The sequence below is a fragment of the Streptomyces sp. NBC_00704 genome, assembly GCF_036226605.1.
Lineage (GTDB): Bacteria > Actinomycetota > Actinomycetes > Streptomycetales > Streptomycetaceae > Streptomyces.
On sequence record NZ_CP109000.1, the window covers coordinates 7,193,569 to 7,220,166 of the forward strand.

Here is a 26,598-nt window from a genome sequence, read left to right on the forward strand (position 1 = left end):
GATACGGGGCCTCAGGGCCGTCCCCGTTGCGGAACCTGTTCCCCGGCGCGCACCGGCCCGGGGGGAGTCCCGTCGCCGAACGGCCGGCCGCCCAGCTCCTCGCGGTGGTGCGGGGAGCGCCAGCCGGCCAGGTCGGGCCCGAGGGGGACGATCCGGGTCGGGTTGATGCCGGTGTGCACCTGGTAGTAGTGGCGCTTGATGTGGTCGAAGTCGACGGTGTCGCCGAAGCCGGGCGTCTGGAACAGATCACGGGCGTACGCCCACAGCACCTGGTTCTCGGTCAGCTTCCAGCGGTTGCACTTGAAGTGACCGTGATAGACGGCGTCGAAACGCACCAGAGTGGTGAACAGCCGGATGTCCGCCTCGGTGATCGTGTCGCCGACCAGGTACCGCTGACCGGTCAGCCGCGACGCCAGCAGCTCCAGACGCCGGAAGACGCCCGCGCACGCCTCCTCGTACTCCTTCTGCCCGGTCGCGAAACCCGCCCGGTACACGCCGTTGTTGACGTCCTCGTACACCCCGGCCATCACCGTGTCGATCTGGTCGCGCAGCTGTTCGGGGTACAGATCGGGGGCGCCCGGGCGGTGCAGGGCCGTCCACTCGGCGGCGAGGTCGAGGGTGAGCTGCTGGTAGTCGTTGGTGACGAGCTTCCCGCTGGGCACGTCCACCAGGGCGGGCACGCTGACCCCGCCCGGCGGATCGCTCTCGTGCCGTTCGTAGGCCTCGCTCAGGTACCGGATGCCGAGCACCGGGTCACGGCCGTCCGGGTCGAGGGTGAAGCGCCAGCTGCGGTCGTCCTGGATCGGGTCGGCGATCGCCATCGACAGCGCGTCCTCCAGGCCGAGGAGCCGCCGCGAGATCACCGCCCGGCTCGCCCACGGGCAGGCGCGGCTGACGACCAGCCGGTACCTGCCGGCCTCCACCGGCCAGCCGTCGCGGCCGTCGGCCGTGACCCGGTCCGTGAAACGGCTCGCGGACCGGTCGAACGACTTGTGCCCGTACGCGCTGTTGCCGCCGTCCCCGTCGCCCATGCTTCCTCCCGATGCCGGTGCGTTCCCTGCTCACCGCGTTCCCCGATTTCCGCCGACGGCACGGTGTGAGCCGCACCCGCCGGGGCAGTCGGCGAACGTGAGCGGGACATCTTCAACACGGAACGCCGAACGCACAGGCGAACGGACGACCCCGGAGAAAGGCGATCGCGGTGCCGAAGGGAACGCCGACCGCAACACACGCGTCACGGTCCTGGTGGCCCTCGCCGCCAACCTGATCATCGCGGCGGCGAAAGCGGTCGGCGGCCTGCTCGCGGGCTCGCCCGCGCTGCTGTCGGAGGCCGCGCACTCCGTGGCCGACAGCCTGAACGAGGTCTTCCTCCTCGCCGCGCTGCGCCGCAGCCGCCGCCCCGCCGACCGCCGGCACCCCTTCGGCTACGGCAAGGAGCGGTTCTTCTGGTCGCTGCTCGCCGCCGTCGGGATCTTCGTCATGGGCGGCTGCTTCTCCTTCTTCCAGGGCGTCGAGGCCCTGCGGTCGGGCGCGGACGAGAAGACGAGCGGTTACGTGGCCGGTCTCGTCGTGCTCGGCGTCTCCTTCCTGGCGGAGGGCGCCTCGCTGCTGCGGGCGCTGCACCAGGTGCGCGGACAGGGCGGCGCGGTCGCGGGACTGCGCGACCCGGCCCTGCGCACGGTCGTCGCCGAGGACGGCACGGCGGTGCTCGGCGTCACCCTGGCCGCGGCCGGGATGGCCCTGCACATGGTCACCGGGCAGGTCGTGTGGGAGGCGTCCGCGTCGCTGGCGATCGGCGCGCTGCTCGTCTTCGTCGCCTACCGGCTCGGCCGCGAGGCCCGCGACCAGCTCATCGGCGAGGCCGCCGACCCCGAGACCGGTTCGCGCATCCGCGCGCTGCTCGACGCCCAGCCCGAGATCGACAGCGTGGAGGCCCTCTTCACGATGAAGATGGGCCTGGAGTCGGCCCTGGTGGCCGCCCGCATCGACCTCGTGCCGGGTCTGGACAGCGAGCGGGTGGAGGAGGTCGCCGTCCGCATCAAGCGCTCGATCGCCGGCGTGGTCCCCGAGGCCGACCAGATCTTCCTCGACGTGACCGACCGCCTCGCCCGCGAGGCAGGGGAGAGCCCCGCCGCGACGGGGGAGCGCGGCGGGGCCTGACACCCGGCTGCCCGGTGCGGACGCGTTCATGCGGCCGCCGCCGGAATCTCTTCCCAGCGCGGCAGATCGGCGCGCAAGGCCCTTCGCAGGCCGGGTCCACAGGGAAGGGCCCTCCGCCTGGCGGAGGGCCCTTCCGCGCCCCGAGGGGCCGGTGTGCCTCGTGCGGGTCAGCCGGCGCGGTCCGGCTCCACGACGAACACGGGGATCTCCCGGTCCGTCTTCTTCTGGTAGTCCGCGTACGGGGGATAGGCGGCGACGGCCCGCTCCCACCACTCGGCCTTCTCCGCGCCGGTGACCTCACGGGCCGTCATGTCCTGCTTGCGCGGCCCGTCCTGGAGCTCGACGTGCGGCTCGGCCTTGACGTTGTGGTACCAGACCGGATGCTTCGGCGCGCCGCCCTGGGAGGCGACCAGGGCGTACCGGCCGTCGTGCTCGACCCGCATCAGCGGCGTCTTGCGCAGCTTCCCGCTCTTCGCGCCCCGGGTCGTCAGGAGGATGACGGGCAGCCCCGTGTCCCGCAGGGTCGTTCCCTCCTTGCCGCCGGAGCGTTCGTACTGCTCCACCTGGTCGCGCACCCACTGCTCCGGGCTGGGCTCGTACTCGCCTTCGAGAGGCATGGCTTCCTTTCCCCTTCGTCGTCTTCGCGGGTCCCGCGTGCGCCGGCACCGCGTGCGTGCGGTCCGGCGTACGCCGGTCGCCTGCGCCGGCCCGGCCCGCGCCGGTCCGGCCGCATCGGTTCCGCGTACGTCCGTTCCTCGTGGATCCGTTCCTCGCGCACCGGCCGGGCACACGTCCTCCCGCGTCGTGCTTCACCACCGGTACCCGCCCGTTTCATCCGTACGGCCGCGGACCTACGCCACCATGCGCACCGCGAGCGCCGTCATCACCGCGCTCGACACGAGCGCCGTCGCCAGCCGGCCGCGGTGACCGGTCAGGGCGCGGCCCAGCAGCGCCCCGCCCGCGGCGAGCAGCACCTGCCAGCTCGCCGACGCGGCGAACGCCGCCAGCACGAACACGCCCTGCTGCATGGGACGTACGGCGTCGTCGGCGCCGTTGCCCAGGACCAGCGCGGCGAAGTAGATCACGGTCGTCGGGTTGAGGAGGGTGATGCCGAGCAGGCTCAGGAAGGCCCGGGCCGGGCTCGGCGGGGGCGGGGCGGAACGGGTGCTGAGCCGGTGCGCCCGGTACTGCCGCACCGCTGTGGCCGCGCCCCGGGCCGCCAGCACGAGCAGCACCAGGGCCGAGGCCCAGCGCAGGGGCGTCAGCACCGGCCGCAGCACGGCGGCGACGGCGGCGCCCCCGACCGTGGCGACCAGGGCGTACAGCCCGTCGGCGGCGGCGACGCCGAGCGCGGCGCACACGCCGGTGCGCAGGGAGGTGCGGGCGGTGAGGGAGACGAGGTAGGTCGCGACCGCGCCGACGGGTACGGCGATGCCGTATCCCGCGACCAGGCCCGCGACCAGCGCGGCCGTCACGTGGCGGCGGGGCCGGGCCTCCGGGGGACGCCGGGCTGCTGCTGGACCGGGGCCGGGGAGACGGCGGCGGACATCGGCAGCGGCAGGGTTTCGTCGAGGGACATGGCCGGATGGTGCGGGTGGCGACCGGCCGGCGGCAACTGTTTTTCCCCGGGCGTCCGTCGGCGCCGCCGCCGAGAACGCCTGATCCGCCGTCCGGGCGGAACACCGGAGCGAACGATTCCGGCCTTATCGCCCGATTCGTCGATCTGGCCGAACTCCGCGTCGCCTTATAGGTGCCCGGGGCATCTAATGAAGATCGGCAGGACGCACCCCTCGTCTGCGAGGTCACCATGACGGACACCCAGGTCACCACGGACACCCAGGTCACGACGGACGCGGAGACCGCCGCGGACGCCGCGGACGCCCCGGACGCCACGGACAGCCGGATGCCCGCCCGCACCGGCGCCGACCCGGCCGGCGCGCCCGCCGGGGAGCCGGTCCCCGTGGCCTTCCCCCAGGACCGCACCTGCCCCTACCGGCCCCCGGCCGCCTACGACCCCCTGCGCGCCTCCCGCCCCCTCGCGCGCGTCACCCTCTACGACGGCAGCACCGCCTGGCTGGTCACCGGGCACGAGGCGGCCCGCGCCCTGCTCTCCGACTCCCGGCTGTCGACCGACCGCACCCGCCCCGGCTACCCGGCGACCTCGCCCCGGCTGCGGGCCCTGCCCGACCGCAAGGCCGCCCTGCTCAACGTGGACGACCCCGAGCACCACGCCCAGCGCCGGCTCGTGCTGGCGAACTTCACCCTCAAGCGCGCCACGGCCATGCGCCCGGCCATCCAGCGCGTCGTCGACGAGCGGATCGACGCGATGCTCGCCCAGGGGCCGCCCGCGGAACTGGTGAGCGCCTTCGCGCTGCCCGTTCCGTCCACGGTGATCTGCGAACTGCTCGGTGTGCCGTACGCCGACCACGAGTTCTTCGAGGAGCAGTCGCGGCGTCTGCTGCGCAGCCGGGTGCAGCAGGAGGTGCGCGACGCACGCGACCGCCTCGACGCCTACCTCGGCGCGCTGATCGACCGCAAGCTGGAGGACCCGTCCGGCGACGGCGTCCTCGACGCCCTGGTGGACCAGCAGGTGCGCGAAGGCACGGTCGACCGCCGGGAGGCCGTCGCGCTGGCCACGATCCTGCTGGTCGCCGGACACGAGACGACCGCCAACATGATCTCCCTCGGCGTCTACACCCTGCTCCAGCACCCGGAGCGGCTGGCCGAGCTGCGCGCCGACCCGACGCTGCTGCCGGCGGCCGTCGAGGAGCTGATGCGGATGCTGTCCATCGCGGACGGACTGCTGCGGCAGGCCACCGAGGACATCGAGGTGGACGGGACGACGATCCGGGCCGGCGAGGGCGTGGTCTTCGCGACCTCCGTCATCAACCGCGACGAGAGCGCCTTCCCCTCGCCGGACGCCCTCGACTGGAGCCGCTCCGCCCGCCACCACGTGGCCTTCGGGTTCGGGATCCACCAGTGCCTGGGCCAGAACCTGGCACGCGCCGAACTGGAGATCGCCCTCGGCACGCTCCTCGCCCGACTGCCCGCACTGCGCCTGGCCGTCCCGGCCGAAGAGGCCCGGTTCAAGCCCGGCGACACGATCCAGGGGATGCTGGAACTCCCCGTGACCTGGTGAGGGGCCGGACCATGGACATCCACATCGACACGGACGTCTGCATCGGCGCCGGCCAGTGCGCCCTCGCCGCCCCGGGCGTCTTCACCCAGGACGACGACGGCTTCAGCACCGTCCTGCCCGGCCGCGAGGACGCCGGGCGCGACCCGATGCTCCACGAGGCGGTACGCGCCTGCCCGGTCGGCGCGATCACCTTGTCCGTTCCGCCGGAATGACGCCCGCAGGGCTCACGGACGCCTGTCGGGCCGACGGCGGGCGGGCTGACGCCTGTCGGGCCGAGGTCGGGCGGGCGCTGACGCCGACCGGGAACCGGTCGACCGGGGGGACCGCTCCTCGACGGCCGGGACACCGGGAGTGGCCGGGTGCGGTTGGCCGAGCAGTCGGCGGCGGACGCGTCGAGGCCGGCCCGGCGCACGGCGAGCATCACGGGCAGCCCTCCGTCACCTCCCGGAGCGCCTCCGTCGAACACCCCCGTCGAGCCACAGGGGGCGACGTCTCAGTAGGGTTCGCCAGTGATCGCACAGGACGAACAGCAGTCGTTCCTCTACCTCGTCGTCTGCGCCGCGGGCGTCGCCGCGGACGTCGGCGAACTGATCGCCGCCGCGCAGGGGCGGGGGTGGAAGGTCGGAGTGATCGCCACCCCGACGGCCGTGAACGGCTTCTTCGACGTCGACGCCGTGGAGGCGCAAACCGGGCGCCCCATCCGGTCCGCCTGGCGGCGGCCCGGCGATCCGCGGCCCTTCCCCGATCCCGACGCGGTCGTGGTGGCGCCGGCCACCTTCAACACCGTCAACAAGTGGGCGGCGGGGGTGGCCGACACGCTCGCGCTGGGCACTCTGTGCGAGACCGTCGGACTCGGCGTCCCCGTCGTCGTGCTGCCCTGCGTCAACGAGACCCTCGCCCGTCATCCCGCCTACCGGGAGAGCCTGACGCGGTTGCGCGGGATGGGCGTGCGGTTCGGCTCCGCCCAGGATCCCGCCGGGGGCCACGGGTTCGGATGGGAGCGGGCGCTGGACCTGCTCGACCGCCCCGCCCCGACAGAGCCCGGTCCGCCCGGAACCGACGGGCTCGGAGCCGACCGGCCTGGAGCCGACCGGCCTGGAGCCGACCGGCCCGGAGCCGACGGAGGCCGGGGACGGAAACGCGTCGGCCCATTCCCGCCGGAAACCTGTTGAAAGCGCGTCGAAAGCCTCGTCGAAAAGTCTCGCCGAAAGGGGCCAAAGGGGCGTCGATACCGGCGCTGCCCCAACCCGCCATCCCTTATTGACGTTTCGTCAAGACCTCCGGACCGGCGGGGAATGCGGGAAACCGCGTGATCTCTTGTTCCTCCTGGTCCGGCTGTGCGAAGGTGTGCCTTGTCGGCGCACGGACAATGTCTTCTGCACTGTGCGCGCGAGACGCCTCCCGTCCACACCCCCCGCGCTCCAAAAGAGCCGTCCCCCGCGGACGTTCGGATGCGTCGAACCCTGTGCGAGCCGATCCCGCTTCCCCGGCGGGGTCGCCTACCCGATGGTATGGACTTTATGCCGCATGCCTCCGGAAGGAATGCAGACCGTGAATGACGCAGGCCTGTCGAATTCCCCTTCGGCGCGCCGCTTCGACGCGACGGACGAACAACTGAGCGCGGAGCTGAAGAAGTGGACGGGGGCGTCACCCGCGCTGCATCCCGTCGGCGAACTGCTGGACCGGCACTGGGAGGCGGCCTTCGCCTACGCGCGGCTGTGCACCGACGGTGAACGCGCGGCCGGGATGCTCACCACGGCCGCCTTCACCCGGCTGTTCGGCGAGACCCTGCGGCAGAACGGGCCGACGGCCGCGTGGCGCCCGCATCTGCTGGTCACCGTGCGCCGCGTCGCCGCCGAATGGGACGCCGACGGCCGCCGCGACCTGCTCCACCCCGCGCTGCGTTCCGAGGCGGAGGCGGACGGCGCCGACGACGGCCTGGGCGGCGGCCGCGCGGCCGCCATCATGCTGCCGCCCGTGCACCGGCGCCTGCTGTCCCGCGCGTTCCAGCGTCTGCCCGAGGCGGCCCGCTGCATGCTCTGGCACGCCGAGGTCGAAGCCGAGCCCCTGGCGGTGCCGGGCGGTCTGCTGGGGCTGGAGGAGGACGGCGCGCGCGTCGAACTGCGCCGGGCCCGTGAGCGGCTGCGCGAGGAGTGCCTCCAGGTGCACCGCGAACTCGCCACCGAGGACGAGTGCCACCGCTACCACCGCCTGCTGGACGTCACCTGCCGCCGCGGCGGCGCCGACCTCGACCCCGATCTACGCGCCCACCTCGAACGCTGCCGGCACTGCGCCCACACCGCCGACCAGCTCCGGCAGTTCGAGGGACTGCTCGGCGCCGCCCTCGCCGAGGGCGTCCTGGGCTGGGCGGCCGCCGCCTACGTCGAGATCAGGATGGCCGGCGACGGCCAGGGGTCCGACGCTCCCGTCGAACGGCCCCGCGGGTACGCGGGCGAGGCCTTCACCGACGGAGACCCCGCGCACCCGCAGGACGACCCCGCGTCCGCCGTCGGCGCGCGGCCGGCAGCCACCGACCGCCGTGCCGGGTCGCGGGCCGGCGCGCTGTCCCGGATCGGGGCGCGGGCCGCGGGCCTCGCCGGCCGGTCGGACGCTGTGGCCGACGCGGGAGCGGGCCCCGGGAGGAGCCGCTCCGCCCAGAAGGCGGCCCGCCGCGCCCGCCGCCGCAACCTGACCGCCGCCGTGCTGACGGTGAGCGGGATCGTCGTCCTGCCGCTCGTGGTGTGGGCCGCCCTCGGCTCCGGGGAGGACACCGGCTCGGTCGTGGACAACGAGGCGGTCAAGGCCCCGGCCACGGGCGCCGGCAAGGCCACCGGCGGCCCCTCCTGGGCCGGCTCCGGCGACGACGCCCAGGGCGCGATGCGCGGCCGGCTGCACAACGTCGCGTCCGGGCTGTGCATCGGGATCGCCGGGGGCAAGCCCGCCGACGACGCCGAGGCCGTGCTCGCCGCCTGCTCCTCGGCGCCCGGCCAGCAGTGGTCGTACGAGCCGGACGGGCTGCTGCGCAGCGCCGCCGACGCCGGTCTGTGCCTGGACTCGCGCCTCGGCTACTCGGTCCGGCTGGGCCCGTGCGCCGGCGCCGGCCAGCCGCAACCGGAGAACGTGCGCTACGACTTCACCCTTCAGGGCACGCTCGTGCCGCGCTCGGGACAGAACCTCGCGCTGGCCCCGGCCGCCACGGACGGCTCGGGCGCCCTCGTGCTGAAGAACCGGGCGGACAGCGCCGCACAGCGCTGGGTGATCGACACCTCGAAGCCCGACCCGCAGATGGAGTTCGTCAACTGGGGCGCAGACAGCACCGCGTCCGCGGCCCCGGACCGGGCCGCCGTCCCGAAGGCCGCGAAGTCCGCCGCGCCCGCCCCGGCCCCCACGGCCGGCCCGACCGCCGGTCCCGCGCCCACGCCGTCCGGCTCCTCGTCCGGCCCGGACGACTCGTCCTGCTCGCGCGCCAACCCGTCCGCCTGCCACTGGGGCGGCGGGCCGGGCGGCGGCTACGGCTACGGCGGCTATGGGGGCTACGGGTACGGCGGATACGGCGGATACGGCGGGTACGGCTACGGGGGTTACGGCTCCGGCGACCGACGGAACTGACGACCCACGGGACGGACGACGGCGGCGGGACTGACGACCGGCGGAACGGACGGCGGTCGTCCCGCACGCCGCGCCCGGCCGGTCAGGCGCCGATGACCTGGAGCGACGCCCACAGCGCGGCGACCGCCGCGATCAGCGCGGCCGGCGTGGTGAGCAGTCCCAGGCGGGTGAACTCGCCCGTGCCGACCCGCTCCTCGCGCTCCTGCACCACGCGCCGCCACAGCAGCGTCGCCAGGGATCCCGCGTAGGTCAGGTTGGGGCCGATGTTCACCCCGAGCAGCACCGCGAGCACCGCCCCGGCCCCGGCCGGGGCGGCGAGCGGCACGAGCACCAGCACCGCGGGCAGGTTGTTGATCAGGTTCGCCAGGACGGCGGCCAGCGCGGCCACGCCCAGCAGCGCGAGCGGCCCCGAGCCGCCGGGCAGGGCGTGGCGCAGCGCGCCGGCCAGCCCGTTGTCGACCACGGCCCGCACGACGATCCCGAGCGCCAGCACGAACGCCAGGAAGCCCGGCGCGGCGGCCCGCACGACGGCGACCGGAGTCGCCCGCCGCCGCACCAGCGCCCGTACGGCCATGACCAGGGCCCCCGCGAACGCCGCCCACGCCGGTTCCATCCCGACCGCCGAGGCGACGACGAACCCGGCGAGCGTGCAGGCGACGGTGACCAGCGCGAACAGGGGCAGCTCGGGTGCGGGACCGTCGTCGGAGCCGCCGCCGGCATCGGGCAGGTCGTCGGCGAAGAACCGCCGGAAGACCAGGTACTCGGCGCCGATCGCGACGACCCACGGCAGCGCCATCAGCGCGGCGAACCGGGTGAAGCTCAGCCCGCTCGCCTCGAAGGCCAGCAGGTTGGTGAGGTTGGAGACCGGAAGGAGCAGCGAGGCCGTGTTCGACAGATGCGCGCACGCGTAGACGTGCGGCCGGGAACGGACGCCCATCCGGGCGGCGGTCGCGAACACCACCGGCGTGAGCAGCACCACGGTCGCGTCCAGGCTCAGCACGGCCGTCACCACGGAGGCCAGCGCGAACACCGAGACCAGCAGCCGCCGGGGCCGGCCGGCGGCCCTGCGGGCCATCCACGCCCCGCACGCGGTGAACAGTCCCTCGACGTCGCACAGGTGGGCCAGGACCAGCACCGCCGCTAGGAAGCCGACGACCGGCCCGAGCCGTTCGGCCTCGGCCAGCGCGTGCTGCGGGGAGACCGCCCCGAGGGCGACCGCAACGGCGGCGGCGGGAACGGCGATCAGCGCCTCGGACCGTCCCGCGGGACGCAGCACGGCCCACACCAGGGAGGCGGCGAGCAGGCAGATCGACAGGGTTTCGGCGAGCGGGGTGTTCAGAGCGGTACTCCGGAGGCGGGGACGCGGTCGGGCCCGCCCATCGAACTGGTCCGGGTGCCCGTCCATGTAAACATGCCCGGGTAAACGCTTTCTCAAGGAGTAGCGCCCGTCACACCGCCCGGGGCGGGCCTCCGTGACACCGGCCGGGGCGGGCGGCGGGTCACCGTGCCGCGTCGGCCGGGACGGACGGCGGGGAGCGGCGGGCAGCGGCCGGAGGTCGGCGATCGGGGAGCGGGGGAGCGGGGGCCCGCTCAGGCCTCGTCGAGCAGGCTCAGCTCGGCCCAGATCGTCTTGCCCTCGGGGGTGTGCCGGCTGCCCCAGCGCTGGGTGAGCTGGGCGACCAGGAGCAGGCCGCGGCCGCCCTCGTCGAAGGTCCTCGCCCGGCGCAGGTGCGGGGCCGTGTGACTGTTGTCGGACACCTCGCAGATCAGCGTCGACGCGTCGTGGATCAGCCGCAGCCGGATCGGGCGGGAACCGTACCGGATGGCGTTGGTGACCAGCTCGCTCACCACCAGTTCCGTCGTGAACGACGCCTCGCTCAGCTCCCAGCGCGCCAACTGCGCCACGACCTGTTTGCGGATCGGCGCGACCAGCGAGGGATCGGCCGGGATGTCCCAGGTCGCGACCTGGGCGGCGGGCAGCCCGCGGGTGCGGGCGAGCAGCAGCGCCACGTCGTCGGCGGCGCCGCCCGGCGGGAGCAGGGCGTGCAGGATCCGGTCGCAGGTCTCGTCCAGGGAGTCCGTGTGCGCCGCGAGCGCCTCGCCCAGCAGCCGGTGGCCGGTCGCCGCGTCGCGCTCGCGGGACGCGGTCAGCCCGTCGGTGTAGAAGGCGAGCACGCTGCCCTCGGGGACCTCCACGACGGCCGACTCGAACGGCAGGCCGCCCACGCCCAGCGGGGGACCGGCGGGCAGCTCGACCCGCCTGGACACGCCGTCCGGGCGGAGCACCACGGGCGCGGGATGCCCGGCCCGCGCGAGCGTGCAGCGCCGGGACACGGGGTCGTAGACCGCGTACAGGCAGGTCGCGCCGACCTCGCCGGGACTGCCCTCGTTCCCGGCCTCTTCGGACAGGCGGACGACCAGGTCGTCGAGGTGGGTGAGCAGCTCGTCGGGGGCCAGGTCGATGTCGGCGAGGGTGCGGACCGCGGTGCGCAGCCTGCCCATCGTCGCCGAGGCCTGGATGCCGTGTCCGACGACGTCGCCGACGACCATGGCCACGCGCATCCCGGACAGCGGGATCACGTCGAACCAGTCCCCGCCGACCCCGGCGCGGGCGGCCGGCAGATAGCGGGAGGCGGCGTCCACGGCGGCGGTGCGCGGCAGGGTGCGCGGGAGGAGGCTGCGCTGGAGGGCGAGGGCGGTCTCCCGCTCGCGCGAGAAGCGGCGGGCGTTGTCGATGCAGACGGCGGCGCGCGCCGTGATCTCCTCGGCGAGCAGCACGTCGTCCGGGGTGAACGGGTCGGGCCGGCGGAACCGGGTGAGGACGGCGACGCCGAGGGTCACGCCACGCGCCTGGATCGGCACGGACATAGTCGAGTGGATCCCCAGCTCCCGTACCCGGGCCCCGCGCACCGGGTCCCAGGTCAGCCAGGCGTCCAGTTGGCCGCCGGGCACGGTGCCGACGATGGTGCGCCCGGCGACGAGCGAGTCGGCCTGGGGCGATCCGGCCGGGTAGCCCTGCGCCTCGCCGGGTTTGGTCACGGCCTCGGGGGTGCCCGCGTTGACGGAGCAGTGCGCGGTGCGGCGCAGGCTCAGCGGCGGCGTGAAGCGGGCCGGGAGGTCCCCGCCGTCCTGCGGGTCGAGCAGGTCGACGCTGACGAAGTCGGCGAGCGCGGGCACGCACACCTCGGCCAGCTCCTGTGCCGTCCGGGTGACGTCGAGGGTGGTGCCGACGCGCACGCTCGCCTCGTTGACCAGCTGGAGCCGTTCGCGGGCGAGGTAGTTGTCGGTGAAGTCGTGGGCGGCCAGGCACACGCCCCGCACCCGGCCCGCCGCGTCGGTGATCGGGGCCATCCGGGCCAGCCAGGCGTGCGCCCGGTTCTCGCCGCCGGTGCGGGTGTACATCTGCACGTCCTGGGCGCGACCGCTGGCGAGGACCCGCAGCATGTGGTGCTCCAGCTCGGTGCTCTGCGGCCGGCCGCCGATCTCCGACAGCCGCAGCCCCCGGATCCGCCCCTCGGGCAGTCCGATCACCTCGCCCATCGCTTCGTTGATCCGGCGCAGCCGCAGACGCTCGTCGTAGACGGCCACGGCGCACGGGGACTGGACGAGCGCCGCCGAGGCGAGGGGGTCGTCCGCGGGGAGCGCGCCGTCGGGCCCGGCCACGGGGGTGACGACGAGCCACCGTCCCGGGCCGTCGTCCGGGTCCTCGCAGCGGTGGGCGAGCAGCCACAGCCGGACCGGCGTGCCGTCACGATGGCGCAAAACGACCGTCCCGTCCCAGCGCGGGCCGGTGGGCGCGGGGGCCGGTCCGGCCAGCAGCTCCGCGGCGGGCCGGCCCACGACCTCGGAGCTCTCCCAGCCGAGCAGGGCGCGGGCCCCGTCGTTCCATCCGACGAGCGTTCCGGCGTCGTCGACGACCGCCCGGGCCGTCGCAGCCTCGTCGAACGGATACTCCGGGCTCATCTCGCCACTCCATCGCGGACACTCACCGTGAACAGGCACGTCACTTGCGTTCCAGCCTAGTGTGTTCCGTCCGGGCGCGGACGAGAACCCCCTGGGGCCGGACGGACAGCGGGTTCCCCACCGGGTCAAGAGCCAAAACAGGACGTTCCGCCGGGACGGGTTGTGAGGGGCCCCCGGGCACTCGACGGCCGCGTCGCCCGCGCGACGGCCGGCACCCCGCGTCGGCCGGACCGGACGGGACCCGCCGACCCCGCCGCCCCGTCCGCGGACGCCGCCGCCTCCGGCTACGACGACTCGGGCCGGGCGCGAGGTGGCCGGCCCGCACGACCGGAGCATGGGGGAGCGGGCCCCCGCCCCCGAGCACGGCACGACCGGCGGCGCGGGCCTCTTTCCGTGCGGCTCAGTTCGCCGGGGCCGTTCCGGTCGGTTCGAACGTGACCTTCGCCGTGTCCACCGTGCCCGCGCTGCGGCCGGGCGCGCTCTGCCACGACCAGTACATGTTGGTGTGGGCTATGACCTGCTCCGGAGCGGGCGCCCCGTACGCGGTGAGGTCCTCCGTGGTGTGCGCGTCGCCGACCAGCGTCACGTCGTAGCCCCGGACGAAGGCGCCGTGCAGGGTGGAGCGGATGCACGCGTCCGTCTGCGCGCCCGCGACGACGAGCCGGCCCACCCCGCGCCGCGCCAGCTCCGACTCCAGTTCCGTGTCCTCGAAGGAGTCGGAGTAGATCTTGTGCACCAGCGGTTCCGACTCCAGGCGGACCAGCTCGTCGACATAGCGCCAGTCCTCGCCGCCGGACACCAGCTGGTCGTCCGAGTGCTGCACCCAGACGACCGGCACGTCCTGTGCGCGGGCCGCGTCGACGAGGGCGCCGATGTTGGCGATCACCTCATCCCGGCGGGGCGCGCCCGCCACCACGCCGTTCTGGACGTCGACGACGAGCAGGGCGGTGCGGGGCCGGTCGGGCAGCGTGGTCATCATGACCTCCTGTTCGGCGGATGCGCGGTGCGCCTCCGCGGGCGCGGGTCCTCCTGCGACCCACCCTAGGACGCACCACCGACAACGACCCGGCCCGAGCCCCGGCCCCCGCGCACCGCCCGTCCCACCGGGAAACAGGAAAGTCCGGAGAAAGGGGAAAGCCCGGAGACCGGAATCCCGGGAACCCCCGACTGCTCGAAAGCCGGCAATCCCGAGAACCCGCGGAAGTCGGGAAAACCGGAAAGCGGCGAGCGGGGAGAGCGGGAAATCGGTAAGGCAGGAAGTGGCGCGCCGGAAACCTGACGGGGCGGGAATCCGCAGGCCGTCGCGGTGACGTGCTCGCTCCGTGACCGCGCGGTCACCCTTCCTTTCCGTCCGGGAGGTTCTGTCCTTTCGCGAGTGAGCGCGAATTCGGCGCGCCGGACGCATTCGTCGTCCCCGCCGGCCCGGCCGCCGAGGTGCACGGTCGACGGGCCCCCTCCCGAGCCCTGTGTAGTGCGGGCCCGCCCAACTCCGTCGCGCGTCCCACTCCCGTCGCGCGTCCACGTCCCGCGCGTCCGCGTCCCGTGCGTCCGCGTCCCGGACGTGAGTGTCCCGCGGGCCTGCGCCCGGCTCCCGCTCCGCACATTCGTCATAGAGCTTCGCTCCGTCAACTACCCACGGGCGCGCCGCGGTTATATCCTGCGAACCCGTTTTGGGAGCGCTCCCACGCGATGCGTACGGACCTCGCGCGGAGTGTCCCGCCCCCCACCGAGGAGCCTGGACGTGAAACGACGCAGAACGGCCCTGCTGTCCCTCGCGACCCTGTTGGGCGCGGCGCTCACCGCGCTGCCCGTGCAGAGCGCCGGGGCCGACGAGGCCGAGCAGGTCAGGAACGGCGGGTTCGACACGACCGCCGACCCCTGGTGGACCAGCAACGTCAGCGCCGCCCTCACCGGGGGCCAGTTGTGCGCGGACGTGCCCGGGGGCACCGCCAACCGCTGGGACTCCGCCATCGGCCAGAACGACATCACCCTGGTCAAGGGCACGACGTACCGCTTCTCGTTCCGCGCCTCCGGGGTGCCCGAGGGACACGCGGTGCGGGCGATCGTGGGACTCGCGGTCGCCCCGTACGACACCTGGCAGGAGGCGAGCCCGGTGCTGGACCCGGCCGGCGACGCGTACTCCTACACGTTCACCGCGCCGGTGGACAGCACTCAGGCGCAGGTCGCCTTCCAGGTCGGCGGGAGCGCCGAACCGTGGCGCTTCTGCGTGGACGACGTCTCGCTGCTGGGCGGGGTGCCGCCGGAGGTGTACGAGCCCGACACCGGGCCCCGCGTGCGCGTCAACCAGGTCGCCTATCTGCCCGCCGGACCGAAGAACGCCACCCTCGTCACCGACGCCGCCGCGAAGCTGCCCTGGCAGCTGAAGAACAGCGCGGGGGCGACGGTCGCGCACGGCTGGAGCGTGCCGCGCGGACTCGACGCCTCGTCCGGGCAGAACGTCCACACCATCGACTTCGGCGGCTACCGCAAGCGCGGCGCCGGGTTCACGCTGGTCGCCGACGGCGAGACCAGCCGGCCGTTCGACATCGGCGCGGCCGCCTACGAGCAGCTGCGCCTGGACGCGGTGAAGTACTACTACACGCAGCGCAGCGGCATCGCGATCCGCGACGACCTGCGGCCCGGCTACGGCAGGGCGGCCGGTCACGTGGGCGTCGCCCCCAACCTGGGCGACACGAGCGTCCCCTGCCGGACGGGCGAGTGCGACTACCGTCTCGACGTCTCGGGCGGCTGGTACGACGCCGGAGACCACGGCAAGTACGTCGTCAACGGCGGGATCGCCGCCTGGGAACTGCTCAGCACCTACGAACGCTCCCTCGTCGCCCGCACCGGCCGTCCGGCGAAGCTCGGCGACGGAACGCTCGCCCTGCCCGAGAGCGGCAACCGCGTGCCCGACGTCCTCGACGAGGCCCGCTGGGAGCTGGACTTCCTGCTGAGGATGCAGGTGCCGGACGGGCAGCCGCTCGCCGGCATGGCCCACCACAAGATCCACGACGCGCAGTGGACCGGTCTGCCCCTGCTGCCCGCCGACGACCCGCAGCAGCGCGAACTGCACCCGCCGACCACCGCGGCGACCCTCAACCTGGCCGCGACGGCGGCGCAGGCGGCCCGGCTCTACCGGCCCTACGACAAGGCCTTCGCCGCGAAGGCGCTGTCGGCCGCCCGCAAGGCCTGGACCGCGGCCCTCGCCCACCCGGACGTGTACGCGGACGCGGCCGACGGCACCGGCGGCGGCGCCTACAACGACGACGACGTCACCGACGAGTTCTACTGGGCGGCGGCCGAGCTGTATCTGACGACCGGTGAGAAGCGGTACGCCGACCACGTGCTGAACTCGCCGCAGCACACCGCCGACGTCTTCGGCGCCTACGGGTTCGACTGGTCCCGCACGGCGGCCGCCGGGCGTCTCGACCTCGCGCTCGTCCCGAGCAAGCTTCCCGGGCGCGACAAGGTGCGCCGCTCGGTGGTGCGCGGGGCCGACGCGTACCTGGCGGCCCTGGCCTCGCAGCCGTACGGCATGCCCTACGCGCCGGTCGGCAACCGCTACGACTGGGGCTCCAGCCACCAGGTGCTGAACAACGCGGTGGTCCTCGCGACGGCCTACGACGTGACCGGCGCCTCGAAGTACCGTGACGCAGCCGTGCAGGGGATGGACTACATCCTCGGCCGCAACGCGCTGAACATCTCGTACGTCACCGGCTACGGAGAGGTCAACGCCCAGCACGAGCACAGCCGTTGGTACGCCCACCAGCTCGACCCGAAGCTGCCGTCGCCGCCGGCGGGGACCCTGGCCGGCGGAGCCAACTCGGACATCCAGGACCCCTACGCCCAGTCCAAGCTCCAGGGCTGCGTCGGGCAGTTCTGCTACATCGACGACATCCAGTCGTGGTCGACCAACGAGACCGCGATCAACTGGAACGCGGCCCTGGCCCGGATGGCGTCCTTCGTGGCCGACCAGGGTTGACCCCGCCCGTCCGGGCCCGCCCGAAAGGCACGGGCCCGGACGGCGCGGCCCGGACGGGCCGGTGCGACCCCCTTGCGGTACCGCGCGGTCACCGGCGTGACCTGGCGATATTTACGGGTAAGTACCCGCGCGGTACCGTGAAGGACATGCCAGCCCTCAATGTGGAATTCAGCGATCGCGAGCTGGAGGACCTGCGGCAGATCGCCAAGGAACGCGGCACGTCGATGAAGGCGCTCGTACGGGAGGCCGCCGCGGCCGACATAGCGCGGCACCGGGCGCTTCAGGAGGGCGCGGAGGCGTTCCGCAGGTTCTTCGCCTCCCACGCCGACGAATTCGCCGCCGCCTTCCCGGACGACGAACGTTCCGTCCGGAGCGAGGGGCGGGTCGCCTGACCGATGACGCCCGTCATCCACATCGACGTGCCCTGGCTGCTCCAGCGCCACGAAGAGGTGCTGCCCGAGCAGCCCACCGTCAACGACTTCTCCGCTCTGGTCGCCGCCGTGGCCCGGCACCGGGTCGACCCGCCCCGGCTCGGCGTGGACTCCGACCCGGCCTGGCGGGCCGCCGCCCTGCTGCACACGCTCACCCTGCTCAGACCGCTGCCCTCGGCCAACGCCCGCTTCGCCTGCGCGACGGCGGTGGCGTACATGTTCACCAGCGGCGCCGGCATCGACCCGCCGTACGGCGCGCTCGTCGACCTCGCCCGTGACCTGCTCGACGGCAAGACCGACGTCTACGGAGCGGCCGACCGTCTGAGGTCCTGGCAGATATAGCCGAGGCACGGCCGGGAGACGTTCGCCCGCCGGAGGCGCGCGACCTGCCTCTCGGGCCGCCGGCCCAGGGCGGGAGGAACAGGGCCGGCGGCCGTTTCGCGCAGGAGAGCCGCCGTCCTGCGCGGGGCCTCCGAGGAAGTGGCCGGTTCCAGCCAACTACGCGGGCCGGTGCGCCGGGAGCGTGCGAGGCCCCTCGCCGGGTGCGCGTGATTCACACGGGGCGCGGGGCGGAATTCGGCCGGGCCGCACCGATACGCCCAAAGGCGCGTGGCACGGCCCTGAGCAGGTTTTTGCTTATCGACATTCCATCAATAAGCGTGGCTTCAGTGGCCGCCTTGTTGTGCCCGACTTGGTTGTGCAAAGGTGAAGCACCCGTGCGGGGGGTCAAGGCCGGGCCCCCTGCGTTCGTCGGCGGAGGCGAATTCCCGCTCCCTGCCGCACCGAACAGGTACGTACCAAAGGAATTCGCTCAGTGCCCACCCCTCAGCCTCCCCTTCCGCCCTACCCCCCGCCCGGTGGGGGACCCGGAGAATCCGACGAGACTCTCGCCGCCGGGACACGCGGCGGCGCGGACAGCGAGGTGGCCCAGTCCACCGCCATGCTGATCGCCCGGCACTGGCGGCCGGTGCACGACTACGCGGTCATCTGCCTAGCCTCCTCCGGGAGCGCCGCGTCCATGCTCACCACGGCCGTCTTCCACCAGGTCTTCGACCGGCTCAAGCTGGGCGAGCCGGGCACCGCGCTGCGCCCCCGGCTGCTGGTGACGGTGCGGGACACGGCCCGGCTGTGGTCCGCCGACGAGGCGCTGTCGGGCGTCCTGCCCGTGCTGCGCAAGCCCGCGGGCGCCCGGGGCATGCGCACCTCGCAGTCCATGACCCCGGACAACCGGGTGCTGGCGGAGCGCTCCTTCCAGGGGCTTCCCGCGGTGGCCCGCTGCGTCCTGTGGCACGTGGAGGTCGAGGCCGAGCCGGTCACCGTCGCCGCCGGGCTGCTCGGCATGGACGCCGACACCGTGGCCGCCGTCCTCGACGAGGCGCGGGACAAGCTCCGCGAGGGCGTGGTGCGCGCCCACCGCGAACTCGCCCCGAGCAAGGACTGCCGCTTCTACAACCGGCTCCTCGACGTCCCCATCCGCCGCGGCGGCGAACTGCTGCCGGACGTGCGGCAGCACCTGGACGAGTGCCGCTACTGCCGTTCCGCCGCCGAGCAGCTCGGCCACTTCGAGAGCGGCCTCGGCGTGCTGCTCGCCGAGGCCGTGCTCGGCTGGGGAGCCCGCCGCTACCACGACACCCGCCCCGGGCGGGCCGGGCAGCAGACCGTCCGGCTCAAGGGCTCCGCCCGCCATCGTGGCGGCGGCGGCACGCGCGGCCGGGGCGGCGGTCTGCTCGCCCGCATTCCCTCGCCGCGCCGCCGGGCGTCCGGAGCGGGACCCTCGCCGCGGGCGCTGTTCACCGGCGTCGGCCTGGCCTCGGCCGGACTGCTGACGACGCTGCTCGCCGCCGGCATGTGGTCGGACGACGGCGGCGCCGACCCCGCCGCCTCCACCAGCGGCAGCGCCCCCGGAACCGACTCGCAGGCGGCCAGCGCCTCGCCGGGAGCCCCGGGCACCGCCCAGCTGCCGGCTCCGCCCCGGCAGACCAGGCTGCGCAGCGCGGCCACCGACCTGTGCCTGGACATCCGGGGCGAGGCGCGGACCGGGGCCGCCGTCCAGATGGCGGCCTGCTCGTCCGAGGAGACGCAGGCGTGGTCGTACGGCGACGACGGGCAACTGCGCAGCGCGGCCCGTTCCGACCTGTGCGTGGACTCGCACGCGGACGCCGGGGTCGTGATCCTCGGCGCGTGCGCCGACGCCTCCGACGCCCGCGGTGAGGACGTCCGCTACGACCTCACCGTGCAGGGCGAGTTGCTGCCCCGCTGGGACGACGCGCTGGCGCTCGCCCCGGCCGGCGAGGAGGCGGGCGCCGACGTCGTCGTCAAGGTGCGCGACCACTCCACCGCCCAGCGCTGGCTGACCGACGTCGCCTCCGCGGCTCCCGGTTCGCTCGCCGTCACCGGCACGGACGCCCCGCCGTCGGCCCGACCGGTCGGTCTCCCGGACGGCACGGCCTGACCGCTGGACGGTGGCGTTCGAGCCGCGACCGGCACGGAGGCCCCGCCGTCGGCCCGCCCGGTCGGCCTCCCTGATGGCACGGCCTGACGGCCGGGCGGTGGCGCGACCGGGTCCGGCTGGCGGCGCGGGGGAGGACGGCGAGGGGGGTTTGCGCCCTGACCGGCATGATCGTGTCGGCGTCGGCCCGACCGGTCGGTCTCCCGGACGGCACGGCCTGACCGCTGGACGGTGGCGTTCGAGCCGCGACCGGCACGGAGGCCCCGCCGTCGGCCCGACCGGTCGGTCTCCCGGACGGCACGGCCTGACCGCTGGACGGTGGGGCTCGAGCCGCGACTGGCACGGAGGCCCCGCCGTCGGCCCGCCCGGTCGCCCTCCCGGACGGTACGGCCTGACGGCCGGGCGGGGGCGCGACGGCGTCCGGTCTGCGGGCCGGGTGTCGGGGAGGCTGCGGCGGGGGGCTGTCCGGTGTCAGGCGGAGGGCTCGGCCAGGTCGGCCGGGCTCACTGTCGCCGGGGTGGCGTGTCCGGACAGGGCGAGGGTGAGGTCGAACTCGGCGAGCAGGCAGCGGATCACGTGCTCGACGCCGGCCTGTCCGTCCAGGCCGAGCCCGTACGCGTAGGGGCGGCCCAGCAGCACCGCCCGCGCGCCGAGCGCGAGCGCCTTGAAGACGTCCGCGCCGGTGCGCACCCCGCTGTCGAACAGCACGGTCAGCCGGTCGCCGACCGCCCGCACCACCTCCGGCAGCGCGTCGGCCGCCGCGATCGAGCCGGCCACCTGGCGGCCGCCGTGGTTGGAGACGACGACGCCGTCCATCCCCGCGTCGGCCGCCAGCCGGGCGTCGTCGGGATGCAGCACGCCCTTGAGGACGATGGGGCCGTCCCAGTTCTCCCGCAGGAACGCGAGGTCCGGCCAGGTCTTTCCGGGGTCGGCGAACAGCCCGACGAAGCGCAGGACGGCCGCGTCCAGGTCCTCGTGCACCGGTTTGGCCAGGCCCGCCAGGAAGGCCGGGTCGGTGAAGTAGTTGGCGGTGCCCACGCCGTGCAGGAACGGCAGATACGCCTGGTCCAGGTCGCGGGGCCGCCAGGCAAGCAGCGGGGTGTCCAGGGTGACGACGAGCACGCGGAACCCGCTCGCCTTCGCCCGGGAGAGGAAACTCCGGGTCACCTCGCGGTCCTTGGACCAGTACAGCTGGAACCAGCGCTCGGCGTCCCCCATGACCTCGGCGACCTGTTCGATCGGCGTGCTGGACGCGGACGACAGGATGAAGGGCACGCCCTGCGCGGCGGCCGCCCGGGCCGCGGCGGACTCCGCCTCGGGGTGCATGATCGACAGCACGCCGACCGGTGCGAGCGCCAGCGGCGCGGGCAGCGTCCGGCCCAGCACCTCGACCGACAGGTCCCGTTCCCCGACGTCCCGCAGCATGCGCGGCACGATCCGGCGGCGCTCCAGGGCGGCGCGGTTCGCCCGTGCCGTGCTGCCGTCCCCGGCGCTGCCGGCCACGTATCCGACCGGGCCCGGTCCGAGGCGCTGCTCGGTGATCTCCTCCAGCCGGGTCAGGTCGGTGGGCAGCCGGGGGACCGCGCCCGTCGTGCCGTTCAGATAGATCTCGTACTGGAAGTCCGCCCAGTGCCTGGCCATCCGTCCGTGCCGCCTCTCGCCGTCGCGTGGTCGCCCCGCGTCGCAGGGGCAGGGCGACCATACCGGCGGGTACGCGTGCGGCGGGGAGCGGTTGCCGCACTCATCCGCGGTCGGGGGAGCCGCCGTCGGATTCCGCCGCCGCGGCCGGGCCGGGGGCCGCGTCGGGACCCTGGGCCCGCACGCGCTGCACGTGTTCGAGGGAATCGCGCAGCTCGGTGAGCCAGTCGTCAGTGTGACGCTGGACCAGCCGCACGCACCAGGCGAGAGCGTCGCTGCGGCTGCGGGCCACGCCCGCGGCGATGAGGGTGTCGAGCACCTGGCGCTCGGGCTGCCGCAGCCGGGTCATCACGGGTGCCGCGACATGGGTGAACAGGGCCCGCTCCCCGTCGCACACCACGCCCCAGGACACCTTGTGCCGGAAGCGGTGCTCGGCGTCGCGGGCGACGTCCATCCGGGTCTCGCGGGTGCGGTCGCGGAACTCCTGGATGCGGGCGTCGACGGCGGCCTTCCGCTCGGCGTCCGGGGCGTCCTCGGCCAGCCGGGGGGCGGCGATGCGCCCGACGACGGTGATCTCCTCGCGGTCGGCCGTGACCTCGGTCAGTTCTTCGAAGAGGCCGTCGGGCAGCCGGCCCGCGAACCAGCCTCTCAGCTTCGCGTTCTGCTCGCTCGTAATCATGTAATGACGATTACTCCGCTGGTCGGTGAACGCAAGGGGTCGCAAGGAAGTCCGCCGAGGGCGGAACGCGCGGGCGTCGCGCGGGCCGGGAGGCGCGGAGCGGAATGTTTCAGGCCGATTAACGAAGCTATGAAAACCGGTCACCGAGTGGACCGAAGAGATCATGAAGCGCTTGCTTGAGGCGTTGGAACGTTCGAATCCCGTGACTTCACGCCACTGATTCAATACGCAAGGTTACTGAAACCCATGGGGTCGATGTGAGATTCGGCGGCGGACTAGGCAGACTCGCGCTCGCCGCGTCCGGCACCGATCGGGCCGGGCCGGCACACCCCCGAATCGAGCGGAAGGATGCACACAATGCGGAACACCGCGCGCTGGGCAGCGACCCTCGGCCTCACGGCCGTCACCGTCTGCGGATCCCTCACCGGACCCGCGCTCGCCGCCCCGGCCGCAGCGCCCACCTCCCTCTACGCCCCCTCGGCCTTCGTGCTGACGGTGGGCCACGGAGACAGCGCCGCCACCGTCGACGTGGCCCGGGCCGTGACCCTCAACTGCGCCCCGACCCCGTCCGGCACCCACCCCGCCGCCGCCCGTGCCTGCGCCGAACTGCGCGCCGCCGGCGGCGACCTCGACCTGCTGGCGGGTCCTGGCGGCGCCGTGTGCACGAAGCAGTACGACCCGGTGGTCGTCACCGTCAGCGGCGTGTGGCAGGGCAAGCGCGTCGCCTTCGAGCGCGCCTTCGCCAACGAATGCGTGAAGAACGCTGCGGTGAGCAGCCTCTTCGCGTTCTGAGACCGGGATCACGCGGTCCCCGTGGACGCCGAGAGAGGCTCGTGAAGTGGGGAGTGCGAGCCCCTTACGCGAGGGACCGCAGTGATCTCGTACCCGGAGGCCGGACGGGCGGAGTGGGGCCCCCGGCCGGCCTCCGGGATCAACGCGTTGCCGCCCCGGGGCCGACTGGCCGGCCCCGGGGCGGCGCCGTGCGTGCCGGGCCCGTGGACCGGATCGGCGCCCAGGGCGTTCACGCGGGACGGCCGCGCAGCCGTCCCGCCGTTCCGCTGCCGGTGAGCGGTGCGTCGGGGGGCGGGCCGTCAGGCGGTCAGGACGGCTTGCGCTCGCGGTCCCGGTGGCTCGTGTCGCACCAGGGATAGCGGCGGCTGCGGCGGCAGGTGCACAGGGCGACCCGGAAGCGGTCGGAGGAGACGGTGGTGCCGTCCTCCAGCTCCACCTCGACCGGGCCCTCGACGAGCAGGGGGCCCCGGCGCTGGACGCTGATGCGGCACGGCCTGTCAGCAGGGGAGTTCGGCACGGACGACCACCACCAGTTCCTCGTTCTCGTCGGATGTCGGGCGCTCAGCGCACATGGGCCGCTTCGGGTTCGGGGCGGAGGGCGTTCCCCCCGCCCATGGGCTCGTCCGGCGCGGGGCGCAGCGAGGACTCGCCGGCGCGCCAGGCCGCGAGCAGGCGGTCGGCGAGACGGTCCTCCAGGAACCCCGTGACGTCGAGTCCGAAGACGACGTCGGCCGCCAGATGCGGCTCGTCGGCGAGCAGCCCGCCGATCACCTCGTGGCGTACGACCTGCTCGTGCACGGCGTCGGCCTCGACGTGCTCGTCGTAGAAGTGCACCGCGGCGGGGCCGGCGTCCGTCCGGCGCATCGCCTCGGCGAGCCGTCGCGAGCCGGGCGACGAGGTGATCTCCACCGCCGCGAAGTGGCCCACGAGGGCGCCCCTGAGGGACCGGTGCAGCCCGAGCAGGGACATCAGGTTGACCGTGGCCAGCGTCTCGGCGCACGCCACGTCCAGATAGCGGCCGTACGTGGTGTCCAGGCCGAGGTCCGTCATGAGGTCGGCGAACAGCCGGGCGTGGACCCGGTCGGCCCGGCCGCCGCCCCACTCGTCGAACTCCACCGCCGCCATCGCCGCCTTGGCCCGGCCCGACAGCCGCGGCAGCACCCAGGCGTGCGGGTCGGCCTCCTTGAGGTGGTACAGCGAGCGCTGCACCGCGTACTCGCGCACCTGCCACCGCTCGCCCTCGCCCGCCAGGAAGTGGCTGACGCCGGCGCCGTCGACGGGCTCGACCAGGAGATCCGCGAGCGCCTCGTCGACGCCCGCGTGCACCGGCGTGTCCTCGCGCAGGGCGGTCAGGAAGAGGTGCTCCAGCGCGGCCCGCACGCGCAGCAGCTCCGGATCCCACTCGCGGTCCGGGGCCACGCCCGCGAAGCCGCGGTAGTGGAGTTCGTAGCAGAGATACAGCGCCAGCTGGAGATCGTCGCCGTAGGGGGACGCGGCGGCGACCGTCTCGGCGGCCGGGAGCGGGCCCGTGTCCGTCAGATACGCGCGGACCGCTGCGGAGACCGGGCCGCGGGCGGCCGGCAGCCGTGGTCCTTGGGGGTCGTGTGCCATGCGGGCCGGGTACCCCGCACCCGCACGGCCACCCCTGCGACGTGCGGCGCACCCGTCCCAGGGGGTCCGGCGGGCCCCGCCCGCGGCGCAGCCGCCCCCGGGGCCCGGGCTCAGTCGCCCTCGGACTCCTCCTGGGCCCGCCGGTTGGTGGTGAGGGCGTCGGCGGCCTCGCCCATGCCGTGCCCGTGGTCCTCGCCGTCGGGCTCGTCGGGGTGGGTCTCGGCGTCCTCTATCTCGCGCAGGACCTCCTCCAGCGCGGTCCTGGGACGTTCCTGGCCGTCGTCGTGCTGCTGCTGTTCGTGCTCGGTCATGGCCCGCGAGTACCCAGGCCCGGACCGCTCCACGCCGCATGTGCGCACCCGGCGCGCAGCCGCCTGCGTCCCGCCCGCTCCGGATCCTCGGGGCGGGCGGGCCGGGACACGCGGCGGGGCCGCCGTCCCCGGTGGACGGCGGCCCCTCTCGTGCCTGGTTCGGCCCGGATCCCCGGAACCCGTCACATGTGGACCACCGGGGCCGCGTCCGCGTCCTGCTCCGGGACGCCGCGGCGGAACAGCAGAAACGCGATGACCGCGCCGGCCGCGAAGAAGCCGGCGGACCACCAGAAGGCCGTGGTGTAGCTCTCGATGGTGGCGTGCGCCTGGACCAGTTTGTCCGTCGGGTCCTTGCCGGCCAGGTAGTCGGTCGCGGCGCTCGCGGCGAGGGTGTTCAGCAGCGCGGTGCCGATCGAACCGCCCACCTGCTGCATGGCGTTGACGGTCGCGGAGGCCACGCCCGCGTCCTCGGCCGCCACTCCGCCGGTGGCCATCTGCATGGCGGGCGGCATGACCAGGCCGAGACCGAGGCCGGTGATGATCAGCTGCGGCAGCACCGCGCTCAGGTAGTGCGAGCCGACGTCGATCCCGGTGAGCCAGGCCATGCCGACTCCGGCGACGGCGAAGCCCAGCGGGATGACCGCCTTCGGACCCACCCGCGGCACCAGGAGCGTCGTGCCGAGCTGCGCCGCCACCATCAGCGCGGCGACCATCGGCAGGAAGGCGACGCCCGTCTTCGTCGGGCTGAAGCCGAGGTTGAGCTGGAGGTAGTAGGTGAGGAAGAGGAACACGCCGAACATGCCGGCGCCGGAGATCAGCACGGCGAAGAAGGAGGCGGCGCGGTTGCGGTCGAAGAGGATGCGCAGCGGCAGCAGCGGGTGCGCGGCGCGCGTCTGCCACCACGAGAAGGCCGCGAGCAGCAGTCCGCCGGCGATGAGGAAGCCCCAGGTCAGCGGTGAACCCCAGTCGTGCGTCTCGGCGTTGGAGAAGCCGTAGACCACGGCGAACAGTCCGGAGGCGACCAGGACGGTGCCGGGCACGTCGAGCTTGGAGTTGGCGGCGTCGCGGTGGTTGGAGAGCAGGACCCAGCCGCCCGCGAAGGCGACGACGGCGATCGCGACGTTCACGTAGAGCGTCCAGCGCCAGTCGAGCGCGTCGGTCAGCACACCGCCGAGCAGCAGGCCCACCGCGCCGCCGGCGCCGGCGATGGCGCCGTAGACGCTGAACGCCTTGGCCCGCTCCTTGGCGTCGGTGAACGTGGTGTTGAGCAGCGACAGGGCGGCCGGTGCGAGAAGCGCGCCGAAGGCGCCCTGGAGGGCGCGGGCGGTGACCAGCATCTCGAAGTTGGTGGCCGCGCCGCCGAGCGCGGAGACGGCGGCGAAGCCGACGACGCCGACGAGGAAGGCCGTCTTGCGGCCGAAGAGGTCCGCTATCCGGCCGCCGAGCAGCAGCAGGGAGGCGAAGGCCAGCGCGTACGCGGTGACGATCCACTGCCGGTTGCCGTCGGAGAAGCCGAGGTCGGCCTGGGCGGACGGCAGGGCGATGTTCACGATGGTGGCGTCCAGCACCACCATGAGCTGGGCGAGTGCGACGACCGCGAGGATCCACCACTTTCTGGTGGACGCCGTGGACGGCTCCTGTGCGGCGCCCGTGCGGGTGCCGTCCGTCAAGGTCTTCGAAGGCATGGGGAACCACTCCAGGAACGCGGGGCGGAGAACTTGAACGAAACTGTTTCGTACACATCGAGATTAGACCAGTTCCAGCGAAACGGCAAAGTTTCGTTAGTGGCCCCGGCCGGCGCGCGCGGAGCCGCCCCGGCCGGACGGGTCCGTGT

Annotated in this window: 21 protein-coding genes and 1 pseudogene; 10 read left to right on the forward strand and 12 right to left on the reverse strand. The window is 74.1% G+C overall.

The genetic code is table 11. The features are described 5' to 3' along the window. Nucleotides 1–11: 11 nt before the first annotated feature. The gene (locus tag OG802_RS31265; protein ID WP_329415949.1) at nt 12–1,031 is read right to left on the reverse strand and encodes a glutathione S-transferase family protein; all 1,020 of its coding nucleotides are present in this window, start codon (nt 1,029–1,031) and stop codon (nt 12–14) included. Here OG802_RS31265 and OG802_RS31270 point away from each other — a divergent pair. Next, nucleotides 1,030–2,160 carry a cation diffusion facilitator family transporter gene (locus OG802_RS31270; RefSeq protein ID WP_329415951.1) on the forward strand — a complete coding sequence of 377 codons (1,131 nt, stop codon included), beginning with the start codon at nt 1,030–1,032 and terminating at the stop codon, nt 2,158–2,160. The genes OG802_RS31265 and OG802_RS31270 overlap by 2 nt on opposite strands. A gap of 167 nt (nt 2,161–2,327) precedes the next feature. On the opposite strand, the gene OG802_RS31275 is transcribed toward OG802_RS31270, so the two are convergent. Both OG802_RS31275 and OG802_RS31280 read right to left on the reverse strand, forming a co-directional pair. After that, nucleotides 2,328–2,777 carry a nitroreductase family deazaflavin-dependent oxidoreductase gene (locus tag OG802_RS31275; protein ID WP_329415952.1) on the reverse strand — a complete coding sequence of 150 codons (450 nt, stop codon included), beginning with the start codon at nt 2,775–2,777 and terminating at the stop codon, nt 2,328–2,330. Between the two features lie 234 nt (nt 2,778–3,011). Beyond that, nucleotides 3,012–3,635 carry a LysE family transporter gene (locus OG802_RS31280; RefSeq protein ID WP_329415954.1) on the reverse strand — a complete coding sequence of 208 codons (624 nt, stop codon included), beginning with the start codon at nt 3,633–3,635 and terminating at the stop codon, nt 3,012–3,014. Between the two features lie 428 nt (nt 3,636–4,063). On the opposite strand from OG802_RS31280, the gene OG802_RS31285 reads away from it, so the two are divergent. From OG802_RS31285 to OG802_RS31300, 4 genes and pseudogenes are all read left to right on the forward strand, one after another. Beyond that, nucleotides 4,064–5,299 carry a cytochrome P450 gene (locus OG802_RS31285; protein WP_329417548.1) on the forward strand — a complete coding sequence of 412 codons (1,236 nt, stop codon included), beginning with the start codon at nt 4,064–4,066 and terminating at the stop codon, nt 5,297–5,299. Between the two features lie 11 nt (nt 5,300–5,310). Continuing rightward, a complete protein-coding gene (locus OG802_RS31290; RefSeq protein ID WP_329415955.1) occupies nt 5,311–5,511 on the forward strand; it encodes a ferredoxin in 201 nt (66 codons plus the stop codon). Between the two features lie 297 nt (nt 5,512–5,808). Beyond that, a pseudogene (locus OG802_RS31295) lies at nt 5,809–6,321 on the forward strand (flavoprotein); the annotation flags it as partial. Nucleotides 6,322–6,841: 520 nt separating this feature from the next. Beyond that, nucleotides 6,842–8,908: an RICIN domain-containing protein gene (locus OG802_RS31300; RefSeq protein WP_329415957.1), complete on the forward strand. Its 2,067-nt coding sequence runs from the start codon at nt 6,842–6,844 to the stop codon at nt 8,906–8,908. 82 nt (nt 8,909–8,990) lie between these two features. Here the strand turns inward: OG802_RS31300 and OG802_RS31305 are convergent, their stop codons facing one another. From OG802_RS31305 to OG802_RS31315, 3 genes are all read right to left on the reverse strand, one after another. Further along, nucleotides 8,991–10,313 (reverse strand): SLC13 family permease, encoded by a 1,323-nt coding sequence (locus OG802_RS31305; protein WP_329415959.1) that lies wholly within the window; start codon nt 10,311–10,313, stop codon nt 8,991–8,993. 185 nt (nt 10,314–10,498) lie between these two features. Then, a complete protein-coding gene (locus OG802_RS31310) occupies nt 10,499–12,871 on the reverse strand; it encodes a SpoIIE family protein phosphatase (RefSeq protein ID WP_329415960.1) in 2,373 nt (790 codons plus the stop codon). 400 nt (nt 12,872–13,271) lie between these two features. Then, complete coding sequence (locus OG802_RS31315) at nt 13,272–13,847, reverse strand: cysteine hydrolase family protein (protein WP_329415962.1); 576 nt, start codon at nt 13,845–13,847, stop codon at nt 13,272–13,274. Nucleotides 13,848–14,612: 765 nt separating this feature from the next. On the opposite strand from OG802_RS31315, the gene OG802_RS31320 reads away from it, so the two are divergent. The 4 genes from OG802_RS31320 to OG802_RS31335 all read left to right on the forward strand — a co-directional run bounded on the left by OG802_RS31320 (nt 14,613) and on the right by OG802_RS31335 (nt 19,736). Then, on the forward strand, nt 14,613–16,853 hold the full coding sequence (locus OG802_RS31320; RefSeq protein WP_329415964.1) for a glycoside hydrolase family 9 protein: 2,241 nt from the start codon (nt 14,613–14,615) through the stop codon (nt 16,851–16,853). Nucleotides 16,854–16,999: 146 nt separating this feature from the next. Next, complete coding sequence (locus OG802_RS31325; protein ID WP_329415966.1) at nt 17,000–17,245, forward strand: hypothetical protein; 246 nt, start codon at nt 17,000–17,002, stop codon at nt 17,243–17,245. 3 nt (nt 17,246–17,248) lie between these two features. Next, on the forward strand, nt 17,249–17,626 hold the full coding sequence (locus OG802_RS31330) for a toxin Doc (protein WP_329415968.1): 378 nt from the start codon (nt 17,249–17,251) through the stop codon (nt 17,624–17,626). 472 nt (nt 17,627–18,098) lie between these two features. Next, nucleotides 18,099–19,736 (forward strand): RICIN domain-containing protein, encoded by a 1,638-nt coding sequence (locus OG802_RS31335; RefSeq protein WP_329415969.1) that lies wholly within the window; start codon nt 18,099–18,101, stop codon nt 19,734–19,736. A gap of 468 nt (nt 19,737–20,204) precedes the next feature. Here OG802_RS31335 and OG802_RS31340 read toward each other — a convergent pair whose 3' ends face one another. Together OG802_RS31340 and OG802_RS31345 are read right to left on the reverse strand one after the other, a co-directional pair. Beyond that, the gene (locus OG802_RS31340) at nt 20,205–21,374 is read right to left on the reverse strand and encodes a lactate 2-monooxygenase (RefSeq protein ID WP_329415970.1); all 1,170 of its coding nucleotides are present in this window, start codon (nt 21,372–21,374) and stop codon (nt 20,205–20,207) included. A gap of 100 nt (nt 21,375–21,474) precedes the next feature. Further along, on the reverse strand, nt 21,475–22,050 hold the full coding sequence (locus OG802_RS31345) for a hypothetical protein (RefSeq protein ID WP_329415971.1): 576 nt from the start codon (nt 22,048–22,050) through the stop codon (nt 21,475–21,477). Nucleotides 22,051–22,407: 357 nt separating this feature from the next. Here OG802_RS31345 and OG802_RS31350 point away from each other — a divergent pair, with 357 nt between their 5' ends. After that, nucleotides 22,408–22,842 carry a subtilase-type protease inhibitor gene (locus tag OG802_RS31350; RefSeq protein WP_329415973.1) on the forward strand — a complete coding sequence of 145 codons (435 nt, stop codon included), beginning with the start codon at nt 22,408–22,410 and terminating at the stop codon, nt 22,840–22,842. 307 nt (nt 22,843–23,149) lie between these two features. Here the strand turns inward: OG802_RS31350 and OG802_RS31355 are convergent, their stop codons facing one another. From OG802_RS31355 to OG802_RS31370, 4 genes are all read right to left on the reverse strand, one after another. Beyond that, a complete protein-coding gene (locus OG802_RS31355) occupies nt 23,150–23,359 on the reverse strand; it encodes a CDGSH iron-sulfur domain-containing protein (protein WP_329415975.1) in 210 nt (69 codons plus the stop codon). A 44-nt stretch (nt 23,360–23,403) separates the two neighbouring features. Next, complete coding sequence (locus OG802_RS31360) at nt 23,404–24,453, reverse strand: iron-containing redox enzyme family protein (protein ID WP_329415977.1); 1,050 nt, start codon at nt 24,451–24,453, stop codon at nt 23,404–23,406. Between the two features lie 110 nt (nt 24,454–24,563). Beyond that, nucleotides 24,564–24,764: a hypothetical protein gene (locus OG802_RS31365; protein ID WP_329415978.1), complete on the reverse strand. Its 201-nt coding sequence runs from the start codon at nt 24,762–24,764 to the stop codon at nt 24,564–24,566. Nucleotides 24,765–24,946: 182 nt separating this feature from the next. Further along, nucleotides 24,947–26,449, reverse strand: coding sequence for an MFS transporter (locus OG802_RS31370; protein ID WP_329415979.1), 1,503 nt, complete (start codon nt 26,447–26,449; stop codon nt 24,947–24,949). Nucleotides 26,450–26,598 lie beyond the last annotated feature (149 nt).